Origin of the sequence: Pedobacter gandavensis (assembly GCF_032678465.1) — a bacterium.
Classification (GTDB): Bacteria; Bacteroidota; Bacteroidia; order Sphingobacteriales; family Sphingobacteriaceae; genus Pedobacter; species Pedobacter gandavensis_B.
In genome coordinates, this window is record NZ_JAVTSK010000010.1 from 104,958 (window position 1) to 126,304 (window position 21,347).

The 21,347-nt window shown below is 39.3% G+C and carries 24 protein-coding genes; 14 read left to right on the forward strand and 10 right to left on the reverse strand.

Going from position 1 to position 21,347, the window contains the following annotated elements; translation table 11 throughout:
* The first annotated feature begins 98 nt into the window (after positions 1–98).
* The gene (locus R2Q94_RS17770) at positions 99–1,388 is read left to right on the forward strand and encodes a DUF1343 domain-containing protein (RefSeq protein ID WP_316822818.1); all 1,290 of its coding nucleotides are present in this window, start codon (positions 99–101) and stop codon (positions 1,386–1,388) included.
* Between the two features lie 66 nt (positions 1,389–1,454).
* On the forward strand, positions 1,455–1,670 hold the full coding sequence (locus R2Q94_RS17775) for a hypothetical protein (protein WP_316822819.1): 216 nt from the start codon (positions 1,455–1,457) through the stop codon (positions 1,668–1,670).
* A gap of 30 nt (positions 1,671–1,700) precedes the next feature.
* Here the strand turns inward: R2Q94_RS17775 and R2Q94_RS17780 are convergent, their stop codons facing one another.
* Positions 1,701–2,756: a DNA topoisomerase IB gene (locus R2Q94_RS17780; protein WP_316822820.1), complete on the reverse strand. Its 1,056-nt coding sequence runs from the start codon at positions 2,754–2,756 to the stop codon at positions 1,701–1,703.
* Between the two features lie 60 nt (positions 2,757–2,816).
* Here R2Q94_RS17780 and fmt point away from each other — a divergent pair, with 60 nt between their 5' ends.
* Complete coding sequence (gene fmt, locus R2Q94_RS17785; RefSeq protein ID WP_316822821.1) at positions 2,817–3,725, forward strand: methionyl-tRNA formyltransferase; 909 nt, start codon at positions 2,817–2,819, stop codon at positions 3,723–3,725.
* A gap of 19 nt (positions 3,726–3,744) precedes the next feature.
* Here fmt and R2Q94_RS17790 read toward each other — a convergent pair whose 3' ends face one another.
* Entirely contained in the window at positions 3,745–4,584 is an 840-nt protein-coding gene (locus R2Q94_RS17790; RefSeq protein ID WP_316822822.1) for an aminotransferase class IV, read from the reverse strand.
* Entirely contained in the window at positions 4,585–5,616 is a 1,032-nt protein-coding gene (locus tag R2Q94_RS17795) for an RluA family pseudouridine synthase (RefSeq protein WP_316822823.1), read from the reverse strand.
* A 344-nt stretch (positions 5,617–5,960) separates the two neighbouring features.
* Here R2Q94_RS17795 and R2Q94_RS17800 point away from each other — a divergent pair, with 344 nt between their 5' ends.
* On the forward strand, positions 5,961–6,833 hold the full coding sequence (locus tag R2Q94_RS17800; protein ID WP_316822824.1) for a 1-aminocyclopropane-1-carboxylate deaminase/D-cysteine desulfhydrase: 873 nt from the start codon (positions 5,961–5,963) through the stop codon (positions 6,831–6,833).
* 1 nt (position 6,834) lies between these two features.
* Here R2Q94_RS17800 and R2Q94_RS17805 read toward each other — a convergent pair whose 3' ends face one another.
* From R2Q94_RS17805 to R2Q94_RS17815, 3 genes are all read right to left on the reverse strand, one after another.
* Positions 6,835–7,506 (reverse strand): DUF6266 family protein, encoded by a 672-nt coding sequence (locus R2Q94_RS17805; RefSeq protein ID WP_316822825.1) that lies wholly within the window; start codon positions 7,504–7,506, stop codon positions 6,835–6,837.
* Between the two features lie 350 nt (positions 7,507–7,856).
* Positions 7,857–8,618, reverse strand: a complete 762-nt coding sequence (locus R2Q94_RS17810) for a Ku protein (RefSeq protein ID WP_316822826.1) — start codon at positions 8,616–8,618, stop codon at positions 7,857–7,859.
* A gap of 38 nt (positions 8,619–8,656) precedes the next feature.
* Positions 8,657–8,908, reverse strand: coding sequence for a hypothetical protein (locus R2Q94_RS17815; protein WP_316822827.1), 252 nt, complete (start codon positions 8,906–8,908; stop codon positions 8,657–8,659).
* Positions 8,909–9,234: 326 nt separating this feature from the next.
* Between R2Q94_RS17815 and R2Q94_RS17820 the strand changes: the two genes are divergently transcribed.
* From R2Q94_RS17820 to R2Q94_RS17850, 7 genes are all read left to right on the forward strand, one after another.
* Positions 9,235–9,555 carry a metalloregulator ArsR/SmtB family transcription factor gene (locus R2Q94_RS17820; RefSeq protein ID WP_316822828.1) on the forward strand — a complete coding sequence of 107 codons (321 nt, stop codon included), beginning with the start codon at positions 9,235–9,237 and terminating at the stop codon, positions 9,553–9,555.
* A 1-nt stretch (position 9,556) separates the two neighbouring features.
* Complete coding sequence (locus R2Q94_RS17825; protein WP_316822829.1) at positions 9,557–10,024, forward strand: SRPBCC domain-containing protein; 468 nt, start codon at positions 9,557–9,559, stop codon at positions 10,022–10,024.
* A 7-nt stretch (positions 10,025–10,031) separates the two neighbouring features.
* Entirely contained in the window at positions 10,032–10,415 is a 384-nt protein-coding gene (locus R2Q94_RS17830) for a DoxX family protein (protein ID WP_316822830.1), read from the forward strand.
* Between the two features lie 4 nt (positions 10,416–10,419).
* Positions 10,420–10,989 (forward strand): DUF4256 domain-containing protein, encoded by a 570-nt coding sequence (locus R2Q94_RS17835; RefSeq protein WP_316822831.1) that lies wholly within the window; start codon positions 10,420–10,422, stop codon positions 10,987–10,989.
* A gap of 17 nt (positions 10,990–11,006) precedes the next feature.
* Positions 11,007–11,585 (forward strand): YdeI/OmpD-associated family protein, encoded by a 579-nt coding sequence (locus R2Q94_RS17840; RefSeq protein ID WP_316822832.1) that lies wholly within the window; start codon positions 11,007–11,009, stop codon positions 11,583–11,585.
* Positions 11,586–11,778: 193 nt separating this feature from the next.
* Positions 11,779–13,110, forward strand: a complete 1,332-nt coding sequence (gene lat / locus R2Q94_RS17845; protein WP_316822833.1) for an L-lysine 6-transaminase — start codon at positions 11,779–11,781, stop codon at positions 13,108–13,110.
* Positions 13,110–13,514 carry a hypothetical protein gene (locus R2Q94_RS17850; RefSeq protein WP_316822834.1) on the forward strand — a complete coding sequence of 135 codons (405 nt, stop codon included), beginning with the start codon at positions 13,110–13,112 and terminating at the stop codon, positions 13,512–13,514. The genes lat and R2Q94_RS17850 overlap by 1 nt, the downstream gene beginning before the upstream one ends.
* 34 nt (positions 13,515–13,548) lie before the next feature.
* Here R2Q94_RS17850 and R2Q94_RS17855 read toward each other — a convergent pair whose 3' ends face one another.
* From R2Q94_RS17855 to R2Q94_RS17870, 4 genes are all read right to left on the reverse strand, one after another.
* Entirely contained in the window at positions 13,549–14,910 is a 1,362-nt protein-coding gene (locus R2Q94_RS17855; protein ID WP_316822835.1) for an acyl-CoA dehydrogenase family protein, read from the reverse strand.
* 82 nt (positions 14,911–14,992) lie between these two features.
* Entirely contained in the window at positions 14,993–15,709 is a 717-nt protein-coding gene (gene bshB1 / locus R2Q94_RS17860) for a bacillithiol biosynthesis deacetylase BshB1 (RefSeq protein ID WP_316822836.1), read from the reverse strand.
* Positions 15,710–15,733: 24 nt separating this feature from the next.
* Positions 15,734–16,231 (reverse strand): glutathione peroxidase, encoded by a 498-nt coding sequence (locus tag R2Q94_RS17865; protein ID WP_316822837.1) that lies wholly within the window; start codon positions 16,229–16,231, stop codon positions 15,734–15,736.
* A gap of 3 nt (positions 16,232–16,234) precedes the next feature.
* Positions 16,235–16,852 carry a DUF4294 domain-containing protein gene (locus tag R2Q94_RS17870; RefSeq protein WP_316822838.1) on the reverse strand — a complete coding sequence of 206 codons (618 nt, stop codon included), beginning with the start codon at positions 16,850–16,852 and terminating at the stop codon, positions 16,235–16,237.
* 342 nt (positions 16,853–17,194) lie between these two features.
* Between R2Q94_RS17870 and R2Q94_RS17875 the strand changes: the two genes are divergently transcribed.
* The 3 genes from R2Q94_RS17875 (at position 17,195) to R2Q94_RS17885 (ending at position 21,271) form a co-directional block, all read left to right on the forward strand.
* A complete protein-coding gene (locus R2Q94_RS17875; RefSeq protein ID WP_316822839.1) occupies positions 17,195–19,405 on the forward strand; it encodes a bifunctional (p)ppGpp synthetase/guanosine-3',5'-bis(diphosphate) 3'-pyrophosphohydrolase in 2,211 nt (736 codons plus the stop codon).
* 63 nt (positions 19,406–19,468) lie between these two features.
* The gene (locus R2Q94_RS17880) at positions 19,469–19,960 is read left to right on the forward strand and encodes a Fur family transcriptional regulator (RefSeq protein ID WP_182960211.1); all 492 of its coding nucleotides are present in this window, start codon (positions 19,469–19,471) and stop codon (positions 19,958–19,960) included.
* 33 nt (positions 19,961–19,993) lie between these two features.
* Positions 19,994–21,271: an adenylosuccinate synthase gene (locus tag R2Q94_RS17885; RefSeq protein ID WP_316822840.1), complete on the forward strand. Its 1,278-nt coding sequence runs from the start codon at positions 19,994–19,996 to the stop codon at positions 21,269–21,271.
* Positions 21,272–21,347 lie beyond the last annotated feature (76 nt).

Sequence of the window (21,347 nt, forward strand, 5' to 3'; positions counted from 1 at the left end):
TTGACATCTATACATTTTGCCATCAAGACACCTCAGTATCCTTAGTCAATTTTCCTATCTTTATCCTCCTAGAACAAAGAAATCAAAAATTACTCCCAATGAAAACATCCCCTTCCTCCTTTCTTTTACTTGCAGGCTTAAGCCTAAACTTAGCGGCTTGTGCGGCAGGCCATAGTACTCCCACTCCAACAGCTATTGTACTGAAAGCAACGGAAAAGAAAGTTAAAGAAAAACCAGTTCAAAAAGGAAAAGTTCAGGATAACGAACTTCGTACGGGAGCAGAACAAACTGAAAAATATTTACCTTACCTGCAAGGTAAACGTGTGGGCATGGTGGTTAACCCAACCTCCATTATTGGAAAAGAAACAACAGTAGATAGTCTGTTGAAACTAGGTGTTAACATTGTAAAAATATTCGGTCCGGAACATGGATTCAGAGGAAATGCCAGCGCTGGTATCCATGTTAATGATGCTATAGATGCAAAAACCGGCATCAAAGCCGTTTCATTATATGGTAAAAATGCTAGTCCAAGTAAAGAGGAACTGGCAGATGTAGATGTGATGGTTTTTGACATTCAGGATGTCGGTGTTCGATTTTATACCTATATCAATACTTTACAACATGTAATGGAAGCCTGCGCGGCACAAAATAAAGAAGTGTTGATCCTGGACCGCCCTAACCCTAATGGTTTCTATATCGACGGCCCTATTCTTGACCCAAAATTAGCTTCAGGTATCGGCCTGCAGCCTATTCCGATTGTACACGGACTAACCGTTGGAGAATATGCGCAAATGCTAAACGGAGAAGGCTGGTTGAAAAACAAACTAAAATGCAAAATCAAAATCATTAAAGTGGCCAATTACCAGCATGACCTCCCTTATGAACTTCCGGTAAAACCATCACCGAACCTGAATACTGCACAATCTATTTTACTTTACCCAACTACCTGCCTGTTTGAAGGCACCTATTTAAACCATGGAAGAGGTACTCAGTTTCCATTTACGATCATCGGTGCACCGGCTTTAAAAGGGAAATACAACTTCAGCTTTACGCCAAAAAGTATAAAAGGAATGGCAGAGAGCCCAATTTTTCAAAATAAGCTCTGCTTTGGATTAGACCTGAGGAACTACGACACTGAAAAAATCCGCAGCGCCAAAATATTAAATTTAAACTGGATCATTGAATTATACGAAGCTTCGCCTAATAAAGCTGATTTCTTCAATTATAAACTGAGCAATCAAATGAATAATTTTGATAAACTAGCAGGTGATGCAAGCCTCAGAAAACAAATCATAGCTGGAAAATCTGAAAAAGAAATCCGTGCCAGCTGGGAACCAGGCTTAAGCCGATATAAAACAATGCGCAAGAAATACTTGTTATATCCTTAACATCATCAAGCTTTTTAAGACATATACGATGATGAATATCAGCACTGTATCTCTTTAAACCACCCGATGATGAATAACGAAATCAAAAAGAAAAGTGATAAACCAGGTAGCAATTACGAAGAAGAAATTCCAAAAGATAAAGTTCCTGAAGGTGATAAAGCTGTAAAGAAACCGGAAGATCTGGATTATCAAAAAGAAGAGGCAGATTTTAAAAATCCTGCTAAACAGAGAGAGGAAGGCGAGCAACCTGTTCATCCGATAAAAAAAGCAGCAAAAGAATAATGACATCAACTACAGGCCAGAACTGACCCTTCATGGCCTGTTTTTTTTCATCGCTTTTAAAAATTGCATCATTACCTTTTCCTGTATGGCTAATCCTGCAGCAGTGTCGAGCTGCGCCACATCGATCTTTTTTAAATATTTTCCAAGCTGATCATTTTCAAAAGCTTCCAGTAAAAGCGGATAAACATAAGCACTCTTGCAAACCGCTCTTGTATTTCCAAGTTTTGCTGCTACACAATCCAATACCGCAACAATCACCTTTTTTTTCGAATTCGCCTCTACCTCTTCTTTAGCGCCGCAAACCGCCAATTGCCGCATGGCTTCCAATGTTCCACCCCAGGTGCGGAAATCCTTAGCTGTAAAATCATCTCCTGTAATCTCCCTGATGTAATTATTGATCATTCCCGAATCAATTGAATGACGCTCATTCCCTTGCATCTGATATTGAAACAAATCCTGTCCAGGCATGTCTTTGCACTTTTGTAGCATTCTGGCCAAGGTTTTATCCGTTAAAGTCAATTCCTGATGCACCCCTTTTTTCCCGATAAAGCTCAGCATTACGCGGTTTCCATTAATTTTCACGTGTTTATTCCTCAGCGTACTTAGGCCATAACTACCATAAAGCTGCTGATAACTGGAATTTCCAACCCGAATCAACGTTTTCAACAGCAACTGCATGCAAATGGCCAGTACTTTTCTTTCATCCAAATCTTTCCGTTTCAAATCTCTGGCAATTTTTTTTCGGGCAGCTGGCAATGCTTTTCCAAAATCATATAGCCTGAAATACTTGCGGTCAGCACGTCTTGAAGTCCAGTCACTATGGTACCTGTATTGCTTTCTTCCTGCCTGGTCTATACCGGTAGCCTGCAGATACCCATTCTTCCTCGGCGAAATCCAAACACTTGTCCATGCCGGAGGCAATACCAGAGCTCGAATCCTTTCCAGATCAGCCAGCTCCCTGATCTGCTGTCCAGCTTTGTCTACATAATGAAAATTTCCGGGCTTTCCTTTCCTGTATATTCCAGGTTTAGCGTCTGTTACGTACACCAAGCCACTTGATTTAAGTTCTTCCAGAGTCTCAACCATACAATTGAATAAAATAAGCCTAAGATTATTTGTTATTTTTGTCCTCTAAAACAATGGACAATGAGATTAGTTTTTATGGGTACGCCCGATTTTGCCGTAGCTTCTTTAAATGCTTTAGTAGAAGCAGGATTTAATGTTGTGGGGGTGGTTACTGCCGCCGACAAGCCTGCAGGAAGAGGTCAGAAGCTCCAGGAAAGTGCCGTAAAACAATATGCTGTAGCCAAAGGATTAAAAGTATTACAACCTTTAAAGCTGAAAGACCCTGAATTTATTCAGGAGCTCAAAGATTTACAAGCAGATTTACAAGTAGTGGTTGCCTTCCGTATGTTGCCGGAAATCGTATGGAACATGCCTGCCAAAGGAACCATTAACCTTCATGCCTCTTTACTGCCGCAATACCGTGGTGCTGCTCCGATCAATCATGCCATTATTAATGGAGAAAAAGAAAGTGGTGTGACTACTTTTTTCCTGAAGCATGAAATTGACACAGGTGATGTCATCTTCTCTGAGCGCGTTGCCATTGGCGATGATGAAACTGCAGGAGAATTGCATGATCAGCTCATGAATGTAGGCGCAGGCCTGCTGGTAAAGACCGTAAAAGCAATTGAACAAGGAAATTATACAGAACAGCCGCAGATTCAAACTGATTTACTGAAACATGCGCCAAAGATATTTAAAGAAAATTGTCTGATCGACTGGAATCAATCTGCAAAGTCGGTTTATAATTTAATCCGGGGATTAAGCCCATATCCTACTGCTTACACAAAACTCGGAGATAAAAACCTGAAAATATTCAAAGCGGAATTGGAAAATGAAAGCCCGGAAATCGAAACAGGGAAATTCCTTTCTGACGGAAAAACCTATTTGAAATTTGCAGCTAAAGACGGTTATATAAAATTAACTGATCTTCAATATGAGGGTAAAAAACGAATGACTGTAGCAGAATTTTTAAGGGGTATACGATTGTAAGCCCCTTAAAAATTCTTTTTTACATTTCATTCAACCTGGCACTCAGGTATTTTGAGATTTCATTAAAATAACGTTTTCTGCCATAACCCATTACCCACCTGATCCCTCCGGTTGCATTTGTGATGAAGACTTCTTCAGCTGCATTCAACACTTCCGGGTTAATCTGTGCTTCGGTTAATGGGATATTATGGCTTTTAGCCATTCCCATCACGACATTACGCATCACTCCGGCAATACATCCTTCAGATAAGGCCGGTGTATAAATCTGTTTATCATACACCACAAAAATATTGGAACTGATGCTTTCGCAAAGAAAGCCCTGCTGATTCAGGATAAAAGCTTCATCCAAATTATATTGCTTTTTATACAAACCAGCCATTACAAACAGTAAAGAATTGGTGGTTTTATAATTAGAAAGCTTATTTACAGGCTTGGTAATTTCATCATAAACGTCAACAATAAGCCCTTTTTTATTGAGTTCGTAAGTACTTTGGGGAAGTGAAGATGCTTCCAGAACGTAGCTGGATTTATTGCTATCCGGAGTATACAAACCTGCTCCGGCCCTATAAACAGACAGACGGAATCTTACATTATCCTTCAATCTGTTTCGCTTACAGAGCTCCGCTGTTTTTTGCTTCAGAAAATATTCATCCATCAGTTCAGCACCATCCATCTTCAGCGCTTTCATACCAGCTTTCAGGCGATCTGCATGTAATTCTGCAAATTTAAGCTTCCCATTGTTCATGCGCATTGACTCAAACAGGCCATCACCATACCTGAAGGCCCGGTTTTCCAGGCCAAAAACTGGCTGGTCTGTCGCTACGAACTCGCCATTATGTAAAATATATTCTCGCTGCATTTACGAAGGCTCCACAATATAGTTTCTCCACTTGTTCAATACCGAATCAAAATCAGTTGGCAAAGGTGCCTCAAATTCCATATACTCCTGAGTTGTAGGATGAATGAAACCTAATGTCTGTGCATGTAAAGCCTGACGAGGAATCATATTAAAGCAATTCTGTACAAACTGCTTATATTTATTGAAAGTCGTCCCTTTTAATATTTTATCACCACCGTAATTGGTATCATTAAATAAAGGATGTCCGATGTGTTGCATATGTGCTCTGATTTGGTGTGTACGACCAGTTTCTAACTGACAACTGATTAGGGTTACATAACCTAAACGCTCCAAAACCGAATAATGTGTCACAGACCATTTACCTTTTTCTTCATCATCATATACATCCATCACAATTCTGTTCTTCAGACTGCGACCAATATATCCGGTAACGGTACCATTTTCTTCAATATCACCCCAGGCCAGAGCAATATATTTACGTGTGATGCTATGGTCAAAAAACTGTTTCGCCAGTTTAGTCATCGTGATTTCGTTCTTACTGATCAACAACAAGCCAGAGGTATCCTTATCAATGCGGTGCACCAAACCTGGTCGGCCGTCATTTCCCGGTAATTGTGGTAAATTTTCAAAATGGTAGGCCAATGCATTCACCAATGTTCCCGTGTAATTGTTAAATCCAGGGTGAACCACCATTCCTGCAGGTTTGTTAACCACCAACAAATCATTATCCTCATAAACAATATCCAAAGGGATATTCTCCGGATAAACTTCTGTATCTCTCGGTGGATGTGGGAATACGATAGAGATCTCATCCTCCGGTTTCACCTTGTAACTTGCCTTAATGGTCGCTTTATTAACCAACACATTTCCGGCCTCAATAGCGTTCTGAATGCGGTTACGGGAGGCATTCTCCATACGCCCCATTAAAAACTTATCCACCCTTAATAAAGACTGTCCTTTATCAACAACAATATTAAAATGTTCGTATAAATCCTGCTCTTCTAATTCCTGCACCTCGTTGCTATTTTCCATGAAATCTATTCTGTTTGTGATCAGGAAAGCCATCATTAAACGCGGTTCCCTACTGCAAAACTAATCTTTAACAATTACATAATTGAAAAAAAAATATTTGGTCTGCTTTTTGTTAGCAGGCTTAACAATTATCAGCAGCATTTTTTAAGGATTTTACTGCGTTTAAACGCTTAAAACAGTATTAAAATTAACTATAAGCCCAGGTTTTTAACTTTTAATTTTAGGATTATGAAAAATTTTACTCAAAACGTTAAAATCATTCTAAATTTCTTTCCTTACTTAATTAAGATGATCTATTTTAAGCATTAATCATTTGCTAAAAAAAGGCTTTTATATTTGCAAACATGTTTACAGATATCTATAGCCCGATTCAACGGTTAAAACACAACCTACTCCCAGAATTATGGATCAAACGGGATGATTTAATCGACCCCTATATTTCAGGGAATAAATGGCGTAAACTAAAATATGTATTAGCAAAGGTCCAGGCAGAAAATAAGCAGCACCTGGTTACATTTGGTGGCGCTTATTCCAATCACCTGCTTGCTACTGCCGCCACAGCATCAAGGGCGGGCTTAAAGGCAACCGCATTTGTACGTGGAGAATTCGTAAAGAACGAGATGTTGATGTTATGCCAGTTGTTTGGCATGCAGCTGATTTTTGTCGACAGAGCGCATTATAAAAATAAAAAAAACCTATTTGAACTTTATTTCGGTCAGGATCCTGATGCTTTCTTTATTGATGAAGGTGGCGCAAGTATCGAGGCCCTTGCCGGCTGTTCGGAGATAATCCAGGAACTTCCTGCTGATATTGACCATATTTTTTGCGCCGCAGGAACGGGAACCACCGCAGCAGGATTACTGCAAGGCATTCATCAGCAAGGCTTAAAAACAACCCTACATGTAATACCTGCTTTAAAAGGTGGTGATTTTATCGGCCAGGAAATTTACAATTATCTCGGGCATACCCATCAATTGGTCCTTCATACAGATTATCATTTTGGAGGATATGCTAAAACCAAACCCGAACTCATTGAGTTTATGAAAGCTTTCATCGCTCAACAGGGAATACTCATAGATCCCGTTTACACTGCAAAAATGATGTATGCGATCTACGACCTTGCCAACAAAGGATACTTCAGAGAAAATCAAAAAATAATGGCCATTCATACCGGTGGACTCATGGGAATCCTGGGTATGAAAGACAAATTTCAATAAATTAACTTTGTTTAAGATAAACTCTACCCGTATAAATACTATCTGATATCCTCCTTCTATCATCAGAAATAAAGGCCATATAGGTTTCTACAAAGTCGTTTTCAGGATGGACATCAGGATAAAATAATTCAGGTCTTAGCATTAACTCATCTGCTCCTACCTTTCTGCGGTTCCCACTTAAAATATGAGTTACGGCTTTCCTATGCGGATGGTATGCAAGCAACATTACCTGATCCCTTTCAAATGCTGATTCCAACTCCTCAGAAACCCTCCATTTAAATTTCAGGCCAGGATAAACATATTCAACTTCCGGCTGATCTGGAACAGGCAAATCTCCCTGACTCAACAACACCTGACTGTAGTCCACAATGAAATCAGGATGTACTCCTTTAATCGCATGTCTGATATTCCAGGAACTCGCTACATTCTGGGCAGTTTTACCGGTACCCTCAGCCGCAAGCCGAAAACCAACATTAATAAATTCCTGCAGATCGGAGATGAGTTTTCTGCCCACTTGGAATTTCTGATTTACCTCACGCTGTCCTTGCGTTCTTGGTTTTTTTGATTTTTCAGGCGCATTACGAACAAAGGCTTTTCCTAGCCTCACATAGCCCACAACATCACCTACTTTTCCTACAAAAGTCCCGAAAGGACCACCTGTTACACTTCCCATAATGATTTTATTAAATGATAAATAACTACTTAAAACTAAATATAGTTAACTAATTATCCAAATAAAATTCAACAAATAACAGTATTTATCCTGATTTTATTTCGCCATGCTTTTACTCCATTAACAGGAAAGCAATACACCGACAAAAGAAAAGCAAAACAGTAGCAAAACAAATAGCGTATTCTGGTCGGAATTTGTCAGATTGATTGACATCAAAAAACCGGGGAACAAACAAAAAAAAGAAATTTTCATTAAATTAAGTCAGCAGATTTTTTTTAACTACAAGATTAAGTCGTTTTAAAGAATCGAAACGATTTGTTAAACAATAACTGGCTCCAGTATTTTTGAAACTAAGCTTTACTCAGGCTTTGCAATAATTGCTCATACAAATCCTCAGAGGAAGCTTTTTTAGTTTTGATTTTTTTAACAGTAGCCCGTTTTCCCTGAGCCTTTGCTTTAATGATTTTTAACAGCTCTTTGGCATAATCATTCTTAAAGCTATCGATGTTAAACGGAGCGCTGTACTGCTTAATTAATTCCATCCCTACAGACAACTCTTTAGCTTTAATATCAAGCTCATCTTTTAGTTTGAATTCCTTCGTATCACGAATTTCTTCCTGAAAACGAATTTTTGTAACCACAATATTATCATTCATAGGATGCAGCACACAGAGATTTTCATGGTTGCGCAATACAAAACGTGCTACTCCGGCTTTTTTAGATTTAATCAATGCCGCTAGCAACAAAGCATAAGCTTTCTTCCCCTGAGGATCCGGTTGGGTATAATAGGACGTTTCATAATAGATTGGATTAATCTCCAGAAGATCTACAAAATTCTCAATTTCAATCACTTTCGTCTTCTCAGGCTTCACCTCTTCGAAATCATGCTCATTCAGTACTATGTAGCGGTCTTTCAGATAATAACCTTTAACGATGTGATCAAAAGGGACTTCTTTCTGCGTTTTTTCGTTTACTCTTTTAAATTTAATGTTTTCATGATCTCTTTCATCCAGCATGTCTAAATCCAGGTTGCTACTTTGTACTGCAGAGAATAGTTTCACCGGGATATTTACCAGACCAAATCCTATAGCACCTTTCCATATAGATCTCATATTCATTATTTTTGTTCTTCAACCTGACCCATACTTTTTCAGGTATTAGGCTGATCTACCAATTGTTCAGAAACTGCTCTTCCTTCCAGGGCAAGGCCGATATTGATCAGGAATCTTGGGGCCACATGGTGATGATCTGCAGAGCGCCAGGCACCGGAATCGGCCATGATAAAAAAGTTAGCTCCATTTGGATATCGAATCCTCATTCCGTGCTTGCCCTGATAATTTTCAGATTTAGCTTCCAGGCGTAATAATATTCCTGTTCCAGGTTCCCTTACTTCGATTTGCATAATTATTGAATCATTAAAGAATTGACAATTTCTCCTTCATCGGACCATCAGGTATTTTCAAAGATTACATTATAAATGTACCCGATCCGCACCCAATTCAAAGTTCCTTTGAGTCCTTAAAACAAGCATCATGCAGAATAGTTTCTCTAAAATTCAATTTTGACAAAGCACTCATTTAAATTTAAAAACAGAAAGCCAATAGAACCAAATCAGTCAGATCAAACTGACTTACAGACTGATATAAAAAACACAATCTTTAAAAAAAATACAAAAACACTTGCGTAGTTAAATAACTACACTTACATTAGTAGTCAAATAGCTACATAATGAATTTAAGAAGAGACGTTTTTCAAGCCATAGCAGATCCAACAAGAAGAGCCATACTCCTCTTGCTTGCATCGCAATCAATGAGCGCAGGCGCCATAGCGGCAAACTTCGATACTGCCAGGCCAACGGTTTCAAAACATTTGCAAATACTCACCGAATGCGAATTGCTCAAGCAAGAGCAAAACGGCAGGGAGATTCATTATCACATCAATCCAGAAAAAATGAAGGAAGTGGCCGATTATATTGAACCATTCCGCAAAATGTGGGAAGAACGTTTCAACAAATTGGAGCAAATTATGAAAACTTATAAAACTGAGTAACATGGAACAAAAGACAAAAATCAGTGCCGAAGATGGCAAACAGGATTTAGTGATGACCAGAGAATTTGAGCTCCCACTGGAATTACTTTTTAGAGCCTATGTAGATCCAGAAATTGTGGCACAATGGATGGGTACAAAAGTGCTGCAATTAGAAAATAAAAATCATGGCAGTTATCGGTTTGAAACCAGCGACCCGACCGGAAAAGTTGTTTTCCAGGCCAATGGCGTAATTCATGAATGTATTCCAAATCAGAAGATCACGAGGACATTTCAAATGGAAAATGCTCCTTTTGAAGCCCAGCTTGAATTCTTATCATTTGAAAAGCTTACAGCAGACAGGAGTAAATTTACAATGCACATTATCTATAAATCTGTTGAACTCAGAAATCAAATGATGAAAATAGGTTTTGCTCCCGGCTTGAATATGGCGCATAACCGATTGCAGGAAATTGTAGGGAAATTAAAATAACGCATCAATGGAAAAGAGAAATAAAATCATCTATTGGATTGCCACAAGCTGGCTGGCATTAGGAATGACCTCCACAGGAATCGTGCAATTGTTAAAAGTAAAAGAGGAAGTCGCTAACATTACACAGTTAGGCTATCCGCTTTATTTTTTAACACTGCTAGGCAGCTGGAAAATTTTGGGTGTTATAGCGGTACTTATTCCTAAATTTAAGCTATTAAAAGAATGGGCTTATGCGGGTTTCTTCTTTGCCATGTCGGGGGCGATATTCTCTCAACTTGCATCTGGCAATCCGGTGACCAGGATTTTTCCTTCTTTATTATTACTATTTCTTACTGTAGTATCCTGGTATTTCAGACCTGCAGAAAGAACGCTAATTTCAGTTAAAAATTAAAAATATGGATCAGAACAGTAAAAAAGTGTTGTCGACTGAACAAGGGGAGGAATTACTTAAAACATTAAAAACACGTTTTGAGCAACACAAAAACCGCCATAAAAATATAGAATGGGCTAAAGTACTGGCAAAATTGAGTACTCATCCTGAAAAATTATGGTCCCTGAATGAAATGGAAATCAGTGGTGGTGAACCAGATGTAGTTGGCTATGATCAAAAAACCGAAGAATACATATTCTATGATTGCGCTCCGGAAAGTCCTAAAGGCAGAAGGAGTACCTGTTACGACTATGAGGCGCTGGAATCAAGGAAAGAACATAAACCTGCAAATAATGCAATAGATATGGCCAATGCCATGGGAATTGAAATTTTAACAGAAGAACAGTATCGGGAATTACAGCAACTTGGCGCTTTTGATTTGAAAACCTCCAGCTGGCTACAAACTCCTGCAGAAATCCGGGCGCATGGCGGTGCCATATTTGGAGATCGCCGCTACGACCATGTTTTTATGTACCACAATGGGGCACAATCATATTATGCCGCAAGAGCTTTCCGTGGTTCCTTAAGAGTTTAACAAGAACAAAGCGCATCATGAACCCAGAAGTAGATTTTTATTTTCATCAGGAAAAAAGATGGTCGGAAGAGCTGTTACAATTGAGAAGGATTGTGCTCGACTGCGGATTAACCAAGGAACTGAAATGGGGTAGCCCCTGCTATTGTCTTCAGGAAAAGAACATTGTACTGATCCATGTATTTAAAGAATACTGTGCGCTTTTGTTTTTCAAAGGCGCTTTATTAAATGATCCTCATGGCATTTTGATCCGGCAAAGCAAGAATGTACAGGCCGCCCGACAGATTCGCTTCAAAAATGCACTGGAAATCATAGAACAGCAGGCAATATTGAACACTTATATCTACGAAGCAATTGAAGTCGAAAAAGCTGGATTAAAAGTCGATTTAAAAAAAACGACAGAATTCCCGCTTGTGGATGAGTTTAAACGCAAACTCAACGAAATCCCAGCCTTAAAAATGGCTTTCGAAGCATTGACTCCAGGAAGACAACGCGGCTACCTCCTTTTTTTCGCTGCCCCTAAGCAAAGTACCACACGGGAGTCGAGGGTAGCAAAATGTATACCCGACATTCTGCAGGGTAAAGGATTAAAAGACTAAGGTCAAAATCCCACAAAAAAGAAGAAATCTCTTAAAAGAAACTACCCGATTTTCTTAGACCAAAAGTTGATCCGGATCAAAATCATACTTTAAACAGTTTAAAGTATGATTTTGTATTTTCCTTCTAAAAACCGCCTGTACTTGTTTCTTTCGCACATTTTGTTAAATTTGATTACACCAAAATATAGAATTTATGTATGAACTTACGGTAAGCCCAGGTCAGGTAAAAGAGACTTTAAGCAAACATATTTTAGCAGATGGTTATGACCTCACTTATGATATGCATAAAAGCCATGGATCTTATATTTATGATTCAAAATACAATCGGAATTTACTGGATTTCTTCACTTGTTTTGCTTCCGTTCCTTTAGGCTACAACCATCCTAAAATGCTCAATGATAAAGTATTTCTGGAAAACCTGCTGTTGGCTGCCATGGCCAATCCTTCCAACTCTGACGTTTATACACAACAATATGCACAATTTGTAGCTACATTTTCTAAGATTGGAATCCCCTCTTATCTTCCCCATGCTTTTTTCATTGCCGGTGGTGCTTTAGCTGTCGAGAATGCGATAAAAGTGGCGATGGACTGGAAAGTTCAAAAAAACTTTGCCAAGGGATATAAGGAGGAAAAAGGGTTTAAGGTCCTGCATTTTGAAAAAGCCTTTCATGGCAGGACAGGATATACACTCAGTTTAACCAATACCTTGCCTGACAAGACCAAATGGTTTGCAAAATTCGACTGGCCAAGGGTTTCCGTACCGACTGTCCGCTTTCCTTTACAGGGGGAGAATTTAAAGCAGGCAATCGCTACTGAAGCAGCCTCTATTGCTCAGATTAAACAGGCTTTTGCAGAAAACAAAGATGAGATCTGTGCAATTATTGTAGAGCCGATTCAATCGGAAGGTGGCGATAATCATTTACGGGAAGAGTTTTTAATTCAATTGAAAACCCTTGCTGATGAAAATGATGCCTTTTTGATTTATGATGAGGTCCAGACAGGTGTAGGCATGACTGGTAAATTCTGGTGTCATCAACATTATAGTGAGAAAGCACGTCCGGATATTCTTGCCTTTGGTAAAAAGATGCAGATATGTGGAATTCTGGTGGGTAATAAAGTAGATCAAATAGAAAACAACGTATTTCGTGTCCCTTCCAGAATCAATTCTACCTGGGGTGGAAATCTGGTAGACATGGTTCGCTCCACTCAGATACTACGGATCATTGAGGAAGATCAGCTTTGCGACAATGCCTCATCTCTAGGTCAATATTTGAAAGAAAACCTGGAACAATTTGCCCAAAAATATGATCAGATGAGTAATGTCAGAGGAAAAGGCTTACTTTGTGCTTTTGATTTCCCAACCAAGGAAATGCGCAATGCTTTCGTCCAGAAAGGAATGGAAAACAATGTGATGTTTTTAGGTTGTGGCAATCAGACCATCCGTTTCAGGCCAGCGCTATGTATAGAAAAAAAGCATATCGATGAAGGAATGGAGGTCATGAGTAAGATTTTACCAACTTTATAATGCGTAATAAAAAAGTTAATATTTTTCTGAGTGTATTGGTTCTGGTCTTAGTGGCCTGGATGATGAAAGGGACCTTTAGTCAGCCGGGAATAGAGCACCTGAAAGGGGAATTTATCGAGGTTGCCCATTACCGAAACGACAACAATACCGGCCCGATTCAACATGTGTTTGCGGTAACGGTAAAAGATACACTCTGGTCTGAGATGGAAACTTATGGAAAGTTCAAGCCTCATCACAAAGGAGGAAATACTAAGGTTTACTTTTTTAAGAAAGGAAGCGTAGTTCCAACTCAGTTAAGTCCGGGAAAGGTTAATTTTGATCCTTCTTATAATGAAAACTGTATTGCCCTTTACGAAAAGAGCGCAATGGGCAATACAAGTTTAACCAGATATCCTTTTAAATAGCAGTATTTTACAGCCAGTATCAATTACAATGCTTTTAGACAAATGCCGAAAAACCAGTGATGGCCCGGCCTACAATTAAAGTATTGATTTCTTTAGTGCCTTCATATGAATAAATGGCTTCGGCATCCGCTACGAAACGTGCCACATCATATTCCAGCAAAATCCCATTACCACCCATTACCTCTCTTGCCCTACTCACCACATCTCTGGTCCGCATAGAACAGAATACTTTCGCTAATGAAGCATGTTCATCGGTCAGGAGATTTTGATCCTGTAATTGCGACAGTCGAAAGCATAGCGTTTGCATAGCCGTCAGGTTAGACAACATCTCCACCAGATGATTTTGAATCAATTGAAAAGAAGCGATTGGCTTACCGAATTGCTTACGGGTACGTGTATAATGAAGAGCACTTTCATATGCGCCTCTGGCACATCCTACGGCCTGCCAGGCCACTCCTGCCCTTGTCATCTTTAATACCTTAGCGGTATCTTTAAAAGAATTTGCATTTTGCAAACGGTCTTCTTCCTCTACTTCACAATTGCTTAAGGTGATCAATCCATTTTGTACGATCCGTAGCGCCATTTTATCCATCATTTTCTCTACAGAAAAGCCCTTTGTTCCTTTTCTAACCAGGAAACCTTTGACTTCCTGATCGTCCAGATCCCTGGCCCAGATGATGGTGACATCAGAAAAAGGAGCATTACCGATCCATTTCTTTTGCCCGTTTAAAATCCATTTATTCCCCTGACGCTTTGCGGTGGTGGTTAAGCCTCCCGCTACCCCGGATCCTACTTCGGGCTCAGTCAATCCAAAAGCCCCGATCGTTTTCATTTGCTGCATGTCCGGCAACCATTGTTCTTTCTGTGCTTCAGAACCTAACAGATAAATGGAACCCATTGCCAGGCCGCTTTGTACGCCAAAAAAAGTCGACATAGAGGTATCTATCCTGGCCATTTCCATCGCCAGGATGCCTTCCATTAAATTTGATTTGTTAGGACAGCCATAACCCTTATAAGTTAAGCCACAGATATTGAGCTCGGCAATTCCAGGAATCAGTTCGAAAGGAAATTCCGCTTTCAACCAGTATTTATTGACCACTGGTTTTACTTCTCTCTCCAGGAACTCCCTTACCTTAAGTTGTAATGCACGATCTTCTTCCTTTAACGCTTCATCACCAAGATGGTAAAAATCGCCTTCTATTGGCGGTAGTTCCCGGTGTTTATGAGGTGTTCCCATCATTTTCATCAATCCCTGTAATTGCGTTTCGTCCAGATTTGATACCGAATCTACAATTTTAGTCAGATCGACTTTTTTAGAGAGTGCTTCCAGTTTCTGAAAATCTACACTTTTGAAAAGCGTGTAGGCATTTTTAAGGGAGGAAAAGATATTTGCCATATGCTACTGTTTCTATTAAAAACAGCGAAAAAGCAATTTTGTTAGATGTCCTTCCCCGGCAGGCGAAGGACATTGTATAAAACTATCTTAAATCGAAGAGGTTGTCTACGCCCAATAATTTGCGACAGGTAAAACCTTCTCCATAGGTAGCGCCAATAGATTTACCAAATTCCCGGGCACGGCCGATGACGCTATCGAAGAACTCTGGTGAAGAAATATAAGTTTCCTGCTCTTCGTGATCCGGATTAAAAAACTGCGTTTTAAACGCTTTAATAGAATCTATCTTGGTTTGAATGTAAGGTGTAATGTCTATAATGATATCAGGCTCGATATACCTATCCTGAATGTACTGCAGTATTAAGCGTGGCCTCCATGCTTCCTGTGCAATCCCCTCAATTTCTGTATGAATTTTAGGCAAACCTGATAAAAAACAGGCATCATTACTCAGATCGCCAGCACGTCCATGATCGGGATGTCTGTCGTGAAGCGCATTGGTTAATATAATTTCCGGCTGATATTTACGAATCATTCTGATGATGGCCAGGCGATGTTCTTCATCATTGCTGAAAAATCCATCTCTGAACCTGAGGTTTTCACGGGCATGAATCCCTAAGATCTTTGCAGAATCTGCAGCCTCTTCATCTCTGATTTCTGCAGAACCTCTAGTCCCCAGTTCTCCCCTGGTAAAATCAATTATCCCTACTTTTTTTCCTAAGGCAATGTGTTTTGCAATAGTCCCCGAACAACCTAATTCTGCATCATCCGGATGAACTGCCAGCACTAATATATCTAACTTCATAATGTTTAAAATTGCTGGATCTGATTAACCCAGTCGCTGTATCTTCTTCTTTACTTTGGTGGACATTGGTTTGGTAAAAGGAAAGAAATAATCCACCACTTCTCCCTTTTTATTGATCAAATATTTATGAAAGTTCCATCTTGGTGTAGATGACAAATGCCCATTCAATTTTTTATCTCCCAGAAATTTATATAAAGGATGGGCATGTTCGCCCCGGACCATCATTTTCTCAAATACAGGAAATTCTACCCCATAATTCAGTTCACAAAATTCCTGAATTCCTGCGCCTTCTAAAGGTTCCTGTCGGCCAAAATCATTGGAAGGAAAAGCCAGTACTTCAAAATCCTGCGCTTTCAGCTCCTCCCTTAACTCCTGTAATTCCTTGAGCTGAGGTGCAAAACCACAGGCAGAAGCAATATTTACAATTAATAAGTTTTTGTTTTTATAATCAGAAAGGTTCTTTTCTGTTCCATTGAGCAATTTTACCTTAAACTGGTGTATACTTTTTAGATGATCCGACATAATTTACTGGTAAAACCCGGAAGAATTAATAATCGCTTCGATATCCCTTTCTTCCGATGGGTTGTATTTACTTTTTAGGTTATGGCCAACTACTCTGGCGACTGACTGATATAAAAAGGCGGTCACCCCTCCTTTAGTTTCCTTTACAATTTCATAGGTGGTTCGCCCTACCTCACGATCGATCAACTTCGTTAAAATCTGTCCCTGAGAAATGGTCAGTTCTTTAATTTCCCTGTTGAACATGTCTTTAATCTCTTTATCGCATTGCTTCACCAGTTTCTTTTGCTCCTTTTTATCGGTCGCAAGCGCCAGATCTTTTTCCAGTTGCTCATATCTTCGCTTGGCGAAAAGTGCATAAGGCATCACCTTCATCACATTGTAACGCAAACGGTTATATGCAGCACGATCTTCAGGAGTTTTGAATATGCGGTAAGCATAAATCACCACTTCATTGAGTGGAATCCAGGGGATCATCTCCCCATTTTCATTGGTAGAAGCCACTCTGATGGTGTCGTTTTTCCCCAATGCAGGGTATTTCACGCTTACATTACCCATCTGCGCATGTGCAGAAGCAGCAGTAATCATGACAATTGACAGAAAAAACAACCTATAAAATTTCATAAATTTATACCAGGTTTTAAAGGCTAATTTAACATATTCATTGTATCAGATAATCTAAGATAAACTTTTCAAAAAGAAAGCTTATCATCCCGAGGTAAATAATACAAATGAAATGCCAAGGATCATTCCAGAAAATGCTGCGCTAAACGAATACAATTAACCTTAGCATAAACTTAAAATTGGATGAATTATTGTGTATCAGTATGGGATCTTTACAAAAAGCATATATTAACAAAAGTATAGGGGCAATAAACTAGTATTTGAGTAAAATTTTAGGTTCATTTGCCATTTGAACAGCGATCCACAACCGAATAAAATTACCGACCAACAATTTATAGATTGATGAAGAACACACTAGTGATTGATTTAGAAGCAGAGAAGCAAGAGATATTGAAGCGTTACCGTGCGCTTTTACGTGCCTGTAAGCCAACACTTCAGAGAGGAGATAAAAAGGAGATTAGAAAAGCATTTGATATGGCATTGGAAAGCCATAAAAACATGCGTAGAAAATCTGGTGAGCCTTATATTTACCATCCTATTGCTGTTGCACAGATCGCTGCAGAAGAAATCGGATTAGGAACCACTTCGATTGTATGTGCCTTATTACACGATGTAGTAGAAGATACAGACATCACATTAGAAGATATAGAACGTGAATTCGGCAAGAAAACGGCGAAGATCATTGACGGTCTGACTAAAATATCAGGTGTTTTTGATTACAACAGTTCCTTACAGGCAGAAAATTTCCGGAAAATGCTGCTCACATTGGCAGATGATGTACGGGTAATCCTGATCAAACTGGCCGATCGTTTACATAACATGCGAACGATGGATTTCATGCCCAGACACAAGCAATTGAAGATCGCTTCGGAAACCATTTATCTTTACGCACCACTTGCCCATCGTCTGGGATTATATGCCATTAAATCTGAGCTGGAAGATCTTTCTATGAAATATCTGGAGCCAGATACTTATAAATACATCGCCACACAACTGAATGAGAAAAAAGCCGAAAGGACTTTATTTATCAAAAGATTTGTGGAGCCTATCAATGAAATCCTGGCCGAACAGGGACTGACAGCCGATATCTATGGCCGTCCCAAATCAATCCATTCCATCTGGAATAAGATGAAAAGCAAGAACATTCCTTTTGAGGAGGTATATGATCTTTTTGCCATCAGGATTATTCTGGATAGTGCGCCGGAAAATGAAAAAGCAGATTGCTGGAAAGCTTACTCTATTGTAACCGATTTGTACCGCCCGAATCCGGATCGTTTACGGGATTGGGTTTCTTCTCCGAAAGGGAATGGCTATGAATCCCTGCACACTACAGTAATGGGGCCTAAAGGCCAATGGGTAGAGGTGCAGATTCGTACACAAAGGATGAATGAGATTGCAGAAAAAGGTTTTGCAGCACACTGGAAATATAAAGAATCGAGTAATGACAATGGTCTTGACCAATGGATCATGAAGGTAAGAGAGATGTTGAACAATCCGGAAGCGAATGCTTTAGACTTTCTGGACGACTTCAAAATGAATCTTTTCTCTGATGAGATTTTCATCTTTACTCCTAAAGGAGCCTTACTTCAATTGCCATTGGGCGCTACGGCATTAGATTTTGCCTTTGAAATCCATACGGATGTTGGTGCCAAATGTATTGGTGCAAAAGTAAACCATAAACTGGTTCCTTTATCTTATAAACTACAGAATGGAGATCAGGTAGAAATCATCACTTCCAGCAAACAGACGCCAAAAGAAGATTGGCTGAACATTGTGGTGACGGCTAAAGCCAAGTCGAAAATCAAATCCTCCTTAAAAGAGGAAAAAAGAAAAATAGCAGATCAGGGTAAGGAAACGCTGGAGCGTAAGTTAAAGTCATTAAAGATCACTTACAATACAGACAACCTGAACAAGCTGACTTATTTCTTCAAACTTCCTTCTACCCAGGAACTTTTCATCGCTGTTGCGAAAGGAAAGATCGAGTTGAAAGACCTGAAAGATTACCTGGCCAGTGAAAAGGAAATTGAAAACAGAGGTTCATCTGAGAAAAGCGACAATCAAAAGATAGAAGCTTTACTGAGCAGAGTCAAAGGACCGGAATCTGATATTCTTTTGATTGGTGAAGACCTGCAAAAAATAGACTATACCCTTGCCGCTTGTTGTAATCCAATTCCTGGCGATGACGTTTTTGGTTTTGTAACCGTAAATGAAGGAATCAAAATCCACCGCACCAATTGTCCGAATGCGGCACAATTAATGGCCAATTATGGGTATCGTGTGGTAAAAGCCAAGTGGAACCGTCAGCAGGAACTCACGTTCTTAACCGGATTGCATATTATCGGAATAGATGACGTAGGTTTGATCAATAATATCACCAAGGTAATTTCCGGAGATTTCAAGGTAAACATGCGTTCTATTACTGTCGACACAGATAATGGGATCTTTGATGGTTCAATTATGGTCTATGTAAATGATAAAGAACACTTAGACAACCTGATTAAAAATCTATTGGAAGTAAAAGGTGTGACGGCTGTTACCCGTTTTGATGCCTAAAAAAACGAATAAAACATACAGGTTTATATAAAAATTGGTACCTTTGAAAGGAGTTTAAAAACTATGTCTACAAACCACAACAGCGAGTTAGTAAGGAAAATATTCGAAGCTTACCTCGAAAATAAGAGTCTGAGAAAAACACCGGAACGTTTTGCCATCTTAGAAGAAATCTATTCCAGAGATGACCATTTCGATGTAGAGACCCTCTATATCCACATGAAAAACCAAAAATATCGTGTGAGCAGGGCTACTGTATACAACACTTTAGAGTTATTGGTTTCCTGTGATTTGGTCACTAAACATCAGTTTGGTAAGAACATGGCGCAGTTTGAGAAATCTTACGGCTATCACCAACATGACCATATCATTTGTATTGACTGCGGGAAAGTAGTAGAATTTTGCGATCCGCGCATTCATCAGATACAGAGCATGGTAGGTGAATTGCTAAAGTTTGAAATTAAACACCACTCTCTGAATCTTTATGGCGTTTGTTTCGATTGCACTGCAAAAAATGCAATGAACAATCAGAATAGCGAAATAAAACATGCAAGTTAACATATCCAATTTATAATATTTCAAATTTAAATAATGACGCAAGTAGACGTGCTTCTGGGCCTGCAATGGGGCGATGAAGGCAAGGGAAAAATTGTTGATGTATTAAGTCCGCAATATGATTTGATAGCTCGTTTTCAAGGCGGTCCGAATGCCGGACATACTTTAGAGTTTGATGGCAAAAAGTTTGTTTTAAATACCATTCCATCAGGTATTTTCAATGAAAAGACAATGAATCTTATTGGTAATGGTGTGGTTATTGACCCGATCATTCTAAAAAGAGAGTTAGATAACCTTAGAGCAGCCGGACATGATCCGATTGCAACAGGAAAATTAGTGATTGCCCGTAAAGCGCATCTGATTTTGCCAACGCACCAATTATTGGATGCGGCAAACGAGCAAAGAATGGGTAAGGACAAAATCGGTTCTACACTAAAAGGTATTGGTCCAACTTATATGGACAAAACTGGTCGTAATGGTTTAAGAATAGGTGATACTACTTTACCTGATTTCAAAGAACGTTACAACAAATTGGTAGCGAAACATAAAGAAATTCTTTCTCACTATGAATTCGAATACGATCTAACTGAAAAAGAAGCTGCATTCTTTGAAGCAATTGAGTTTATCAAAAGCATTCCTCATGTAGATAGCGAGCATTATGTAAATGGTTTCCTTAAAGCAGGAAAGAAAGTATTGGCAGAAGGTGCACAAGGAACATTATTGGACATCGACTTCGGTTCTTATCCATTTGTTACTTCATCAAACACGACAACTGCTGGTGCTTGTACTGGTTTAGGTATTGCACCAAACAAAATCGGCAATGTATATGGTATCTTCAAAGCATACTGTACACGTGTTGGTGGTGGTCCATTCCCTACGGAATTGGATGACGAAGTTGGTGAAAACCTACGTCAGGTGGGACATGAATTCGGTGCAACAACCGGCCGTGCCCGTCGTTGCGGATGGATTGATATCCCTGCATTAAAATATGCCATCATGTTAAATGGTGTAACTGAGCTGATCATGATGAAAGCAGATGTATTGGATGGTTTCGATACCATTTATGCATGTACACATTATGAGCACAATGGTGAAACTATTGACTATATGCCATACGACATCATTTCTGTAAAACCTACGCCAGTTTTAAAAGCGATCGAAGGTTGGAAAACTGATGTAACTAAAGTAAACCAGGTAGCAGATATTCCTGTAAAACTTTCGGCTTACATTTCTTTCTTAGAGAAAGAACTGGAAGTACCGGTAAAATACCTTTCTGTTGGACCAGATAGAGTTCAAACCTTAGAATTGATCTAGTCATCATTCTGCTGAAATATACGAAAGGCGGCCATTGGCCGCCTTTTTTTATACCCTGTTTTCCCTTACCTTTGTA

What these genes read in the sequence shown, in the direction of transcription:
- R2Q94_RS17865 (WP_316822837.1), bottom strand. Translation starts at nt 16,231, where the DNA reads ATGTCGGATCATCTAAAAAGTATACACCAGTTTAAGGTAAAATTGCTC.
- R2Q94_RS17825 (WP_316822829.1), top strand. Translation starts at nt 9,557, where the DNA reads ATGGAACAAAAGACAAAAATCAGTGCCGAAGATGGCAAACAGGATTTA.
- R2Q94_RS17875 (WP_316822839.1), top strand. Translation starts at nt 17,195, where the DNA reads ATGAAGAACACACTAGTGATTGATTTAGAAGCAGAGAAGCAAGAGATA.
- fmt (WP_316822821.1), top strand. Translation starts at nt 2,817, where the DNA reads ATGAGATTAGTTTTTATGGGTACGCCCGATTTTGCCGTAGCTTCTTTA.
- R2Q94_RS17850 (WP_316822834.1), top strand. Translation starts at nt 13,110, where the DNA reads ATGCGTAATAAAAAAGTTAATATTTTTCTGAGTGTATTGGTTCTGGTC.
- R2Q94_RS17835 (WP_316822831.1), top strand. Translation starts at nt 10,420, where the DNA reads ATGGATCAGAACAGTAAAAAAGTGTTGTCGACTGAACAAGGGGAGGAA.
- R2Q94_RS17775 (WP_316822819.1), top strand. Translation starts at nt 1,455, where the DNA reads ATGATGAATAACGAAATCAAAAAGAAAAGTGATAAACCAGGTAGCAAT.
- R2Q94_RS17820 (WP_316822828.1), top strand. Translation starts at nt 9,235, where the DNA reads ATGAATTTAAGAAGAGACGTTTTTCAAGCCATAGCAGATCCAACAAGA.
- R2Q94_RS17805 (WP_316822825.1), bottom strand. Translation starts at nt 7,506, where the DNA reads ATGGGAAGTGTAACAGGTGGTCCTTTCGGGACTTTTGTAGGAAAAGTA.
- R2Q94_RS17800 (WP_316822824.1), top strand. Translation starts at nt 5,961, where the DNA reads ATGTTTACAGATATCTATAGCCCGATTCAACGGTTAAAACACAACCTA.
- R2Q94_RS17880 (WP_182960211.1), top strand. Translation starts at nt 19,469, where the DNA reads ATGTCTACAAACCACAACAGCGAGTTAGTAAGGAAAATATTCGAAGCT.
- R2Q94_RS17815 (WP_316822827.1), bottom strand. Translation starts at nt 8,908, where the DNA reads ATGCAAATCGAAGTAAGGGAACCTGGAACAGGAATATTATTACGCCTG.
- R2Q94_RS17855 (WP_316822835.1), bottom strand. Translation starts at nt 14,910, where the DNA reads ATGGCAAATATCTTTTCCTCCCTTAAAAATGCCTACACGCTTTTCAAA.
- R2Q94_RS17770 (WP_316822818.1), top strand. Translation starts at nt 99, where the DNA reads ATGAAAACATCCCCTTCCTCCTTTCTTTTACTTGCAGGCTTAAGCCTA.
- R2Q94_RS17810 (WP_316822826.1), bottom strand. Translation starts at nt 8,618, where the DNA reads ATGAGATCTATATGGAAAGGTGCTATAGGATTTGGTCTGGTAAATATC.
- bshB1 (WP_316822836.1), bottom strand. Translation starts at nt 15,709, where the DNA reads ATGAAGTTAGATATATTAGTGCTGGCAGTTCATCCGGATGATGCAGAA.
- R2Q94_RS17780 (WP_316822820.1), bottom strand. Translation starts at nt 2,756, where the DNA reads ATGGTTGAGACTCTGGAAGAACTTAAATCAAGTGGCTTGGTGTACGTA.
- R2Q94_RS17795 (WP_316822823.1), bottom strand. Translation starts at nt 5,616, where the DNA reads ATGGAAAATAGCAACGAGGTGCAGGAATTAGAAGAGCAGGATTTATAC.
- R2Q94_RS17885 (WP_316822840.1), top strand. Translation starts at nt 19,994, where the DNA reads ATGACGCAAGTAGACGTGCTTCTGGGCCTGCAATGGGGCGATGAAGGC.
- R2Q94_RS17830 (WP_316822830.1), top strand. Translation starts at nt 10,032, where the DNA reads ATGGAAAAGAGAAATAAAATCATCTATTGGATTGCCACAAGCTGGCTG.
- R2Q94_RS17840 (WP_316822832.1), top strand. Translation starts at nt 11,007, where the DNA reads ATGAACCCAGAAGTAGATTTTTATTTTCATCAGGAAAAAAGATGGTCG.
- lat (WP_316822833.1), top strand. Translation starts at nt 11,779, where the DNA reads ATGTATGAACTTACGGTAAGCCCAGGTCAGGTAAAAGAGACTTTAAGC.
- R2Q94_RS17870 (WP_316822838.1), bottom strand. Translation starts at nt 16,852, where the DNA reads ATGAAATTTTATAGGTTGTTTTTTCTGTCAATTGTCATGATTACTGCT.
- R2Q94_RS17790 (WP_316822822.1), bottom strand. Translation starts at nt 4,584, where the DNA reads ATGCAGCGAGAATATATTTTACATAATGGCGAGTTCGTAGCGACAGAC.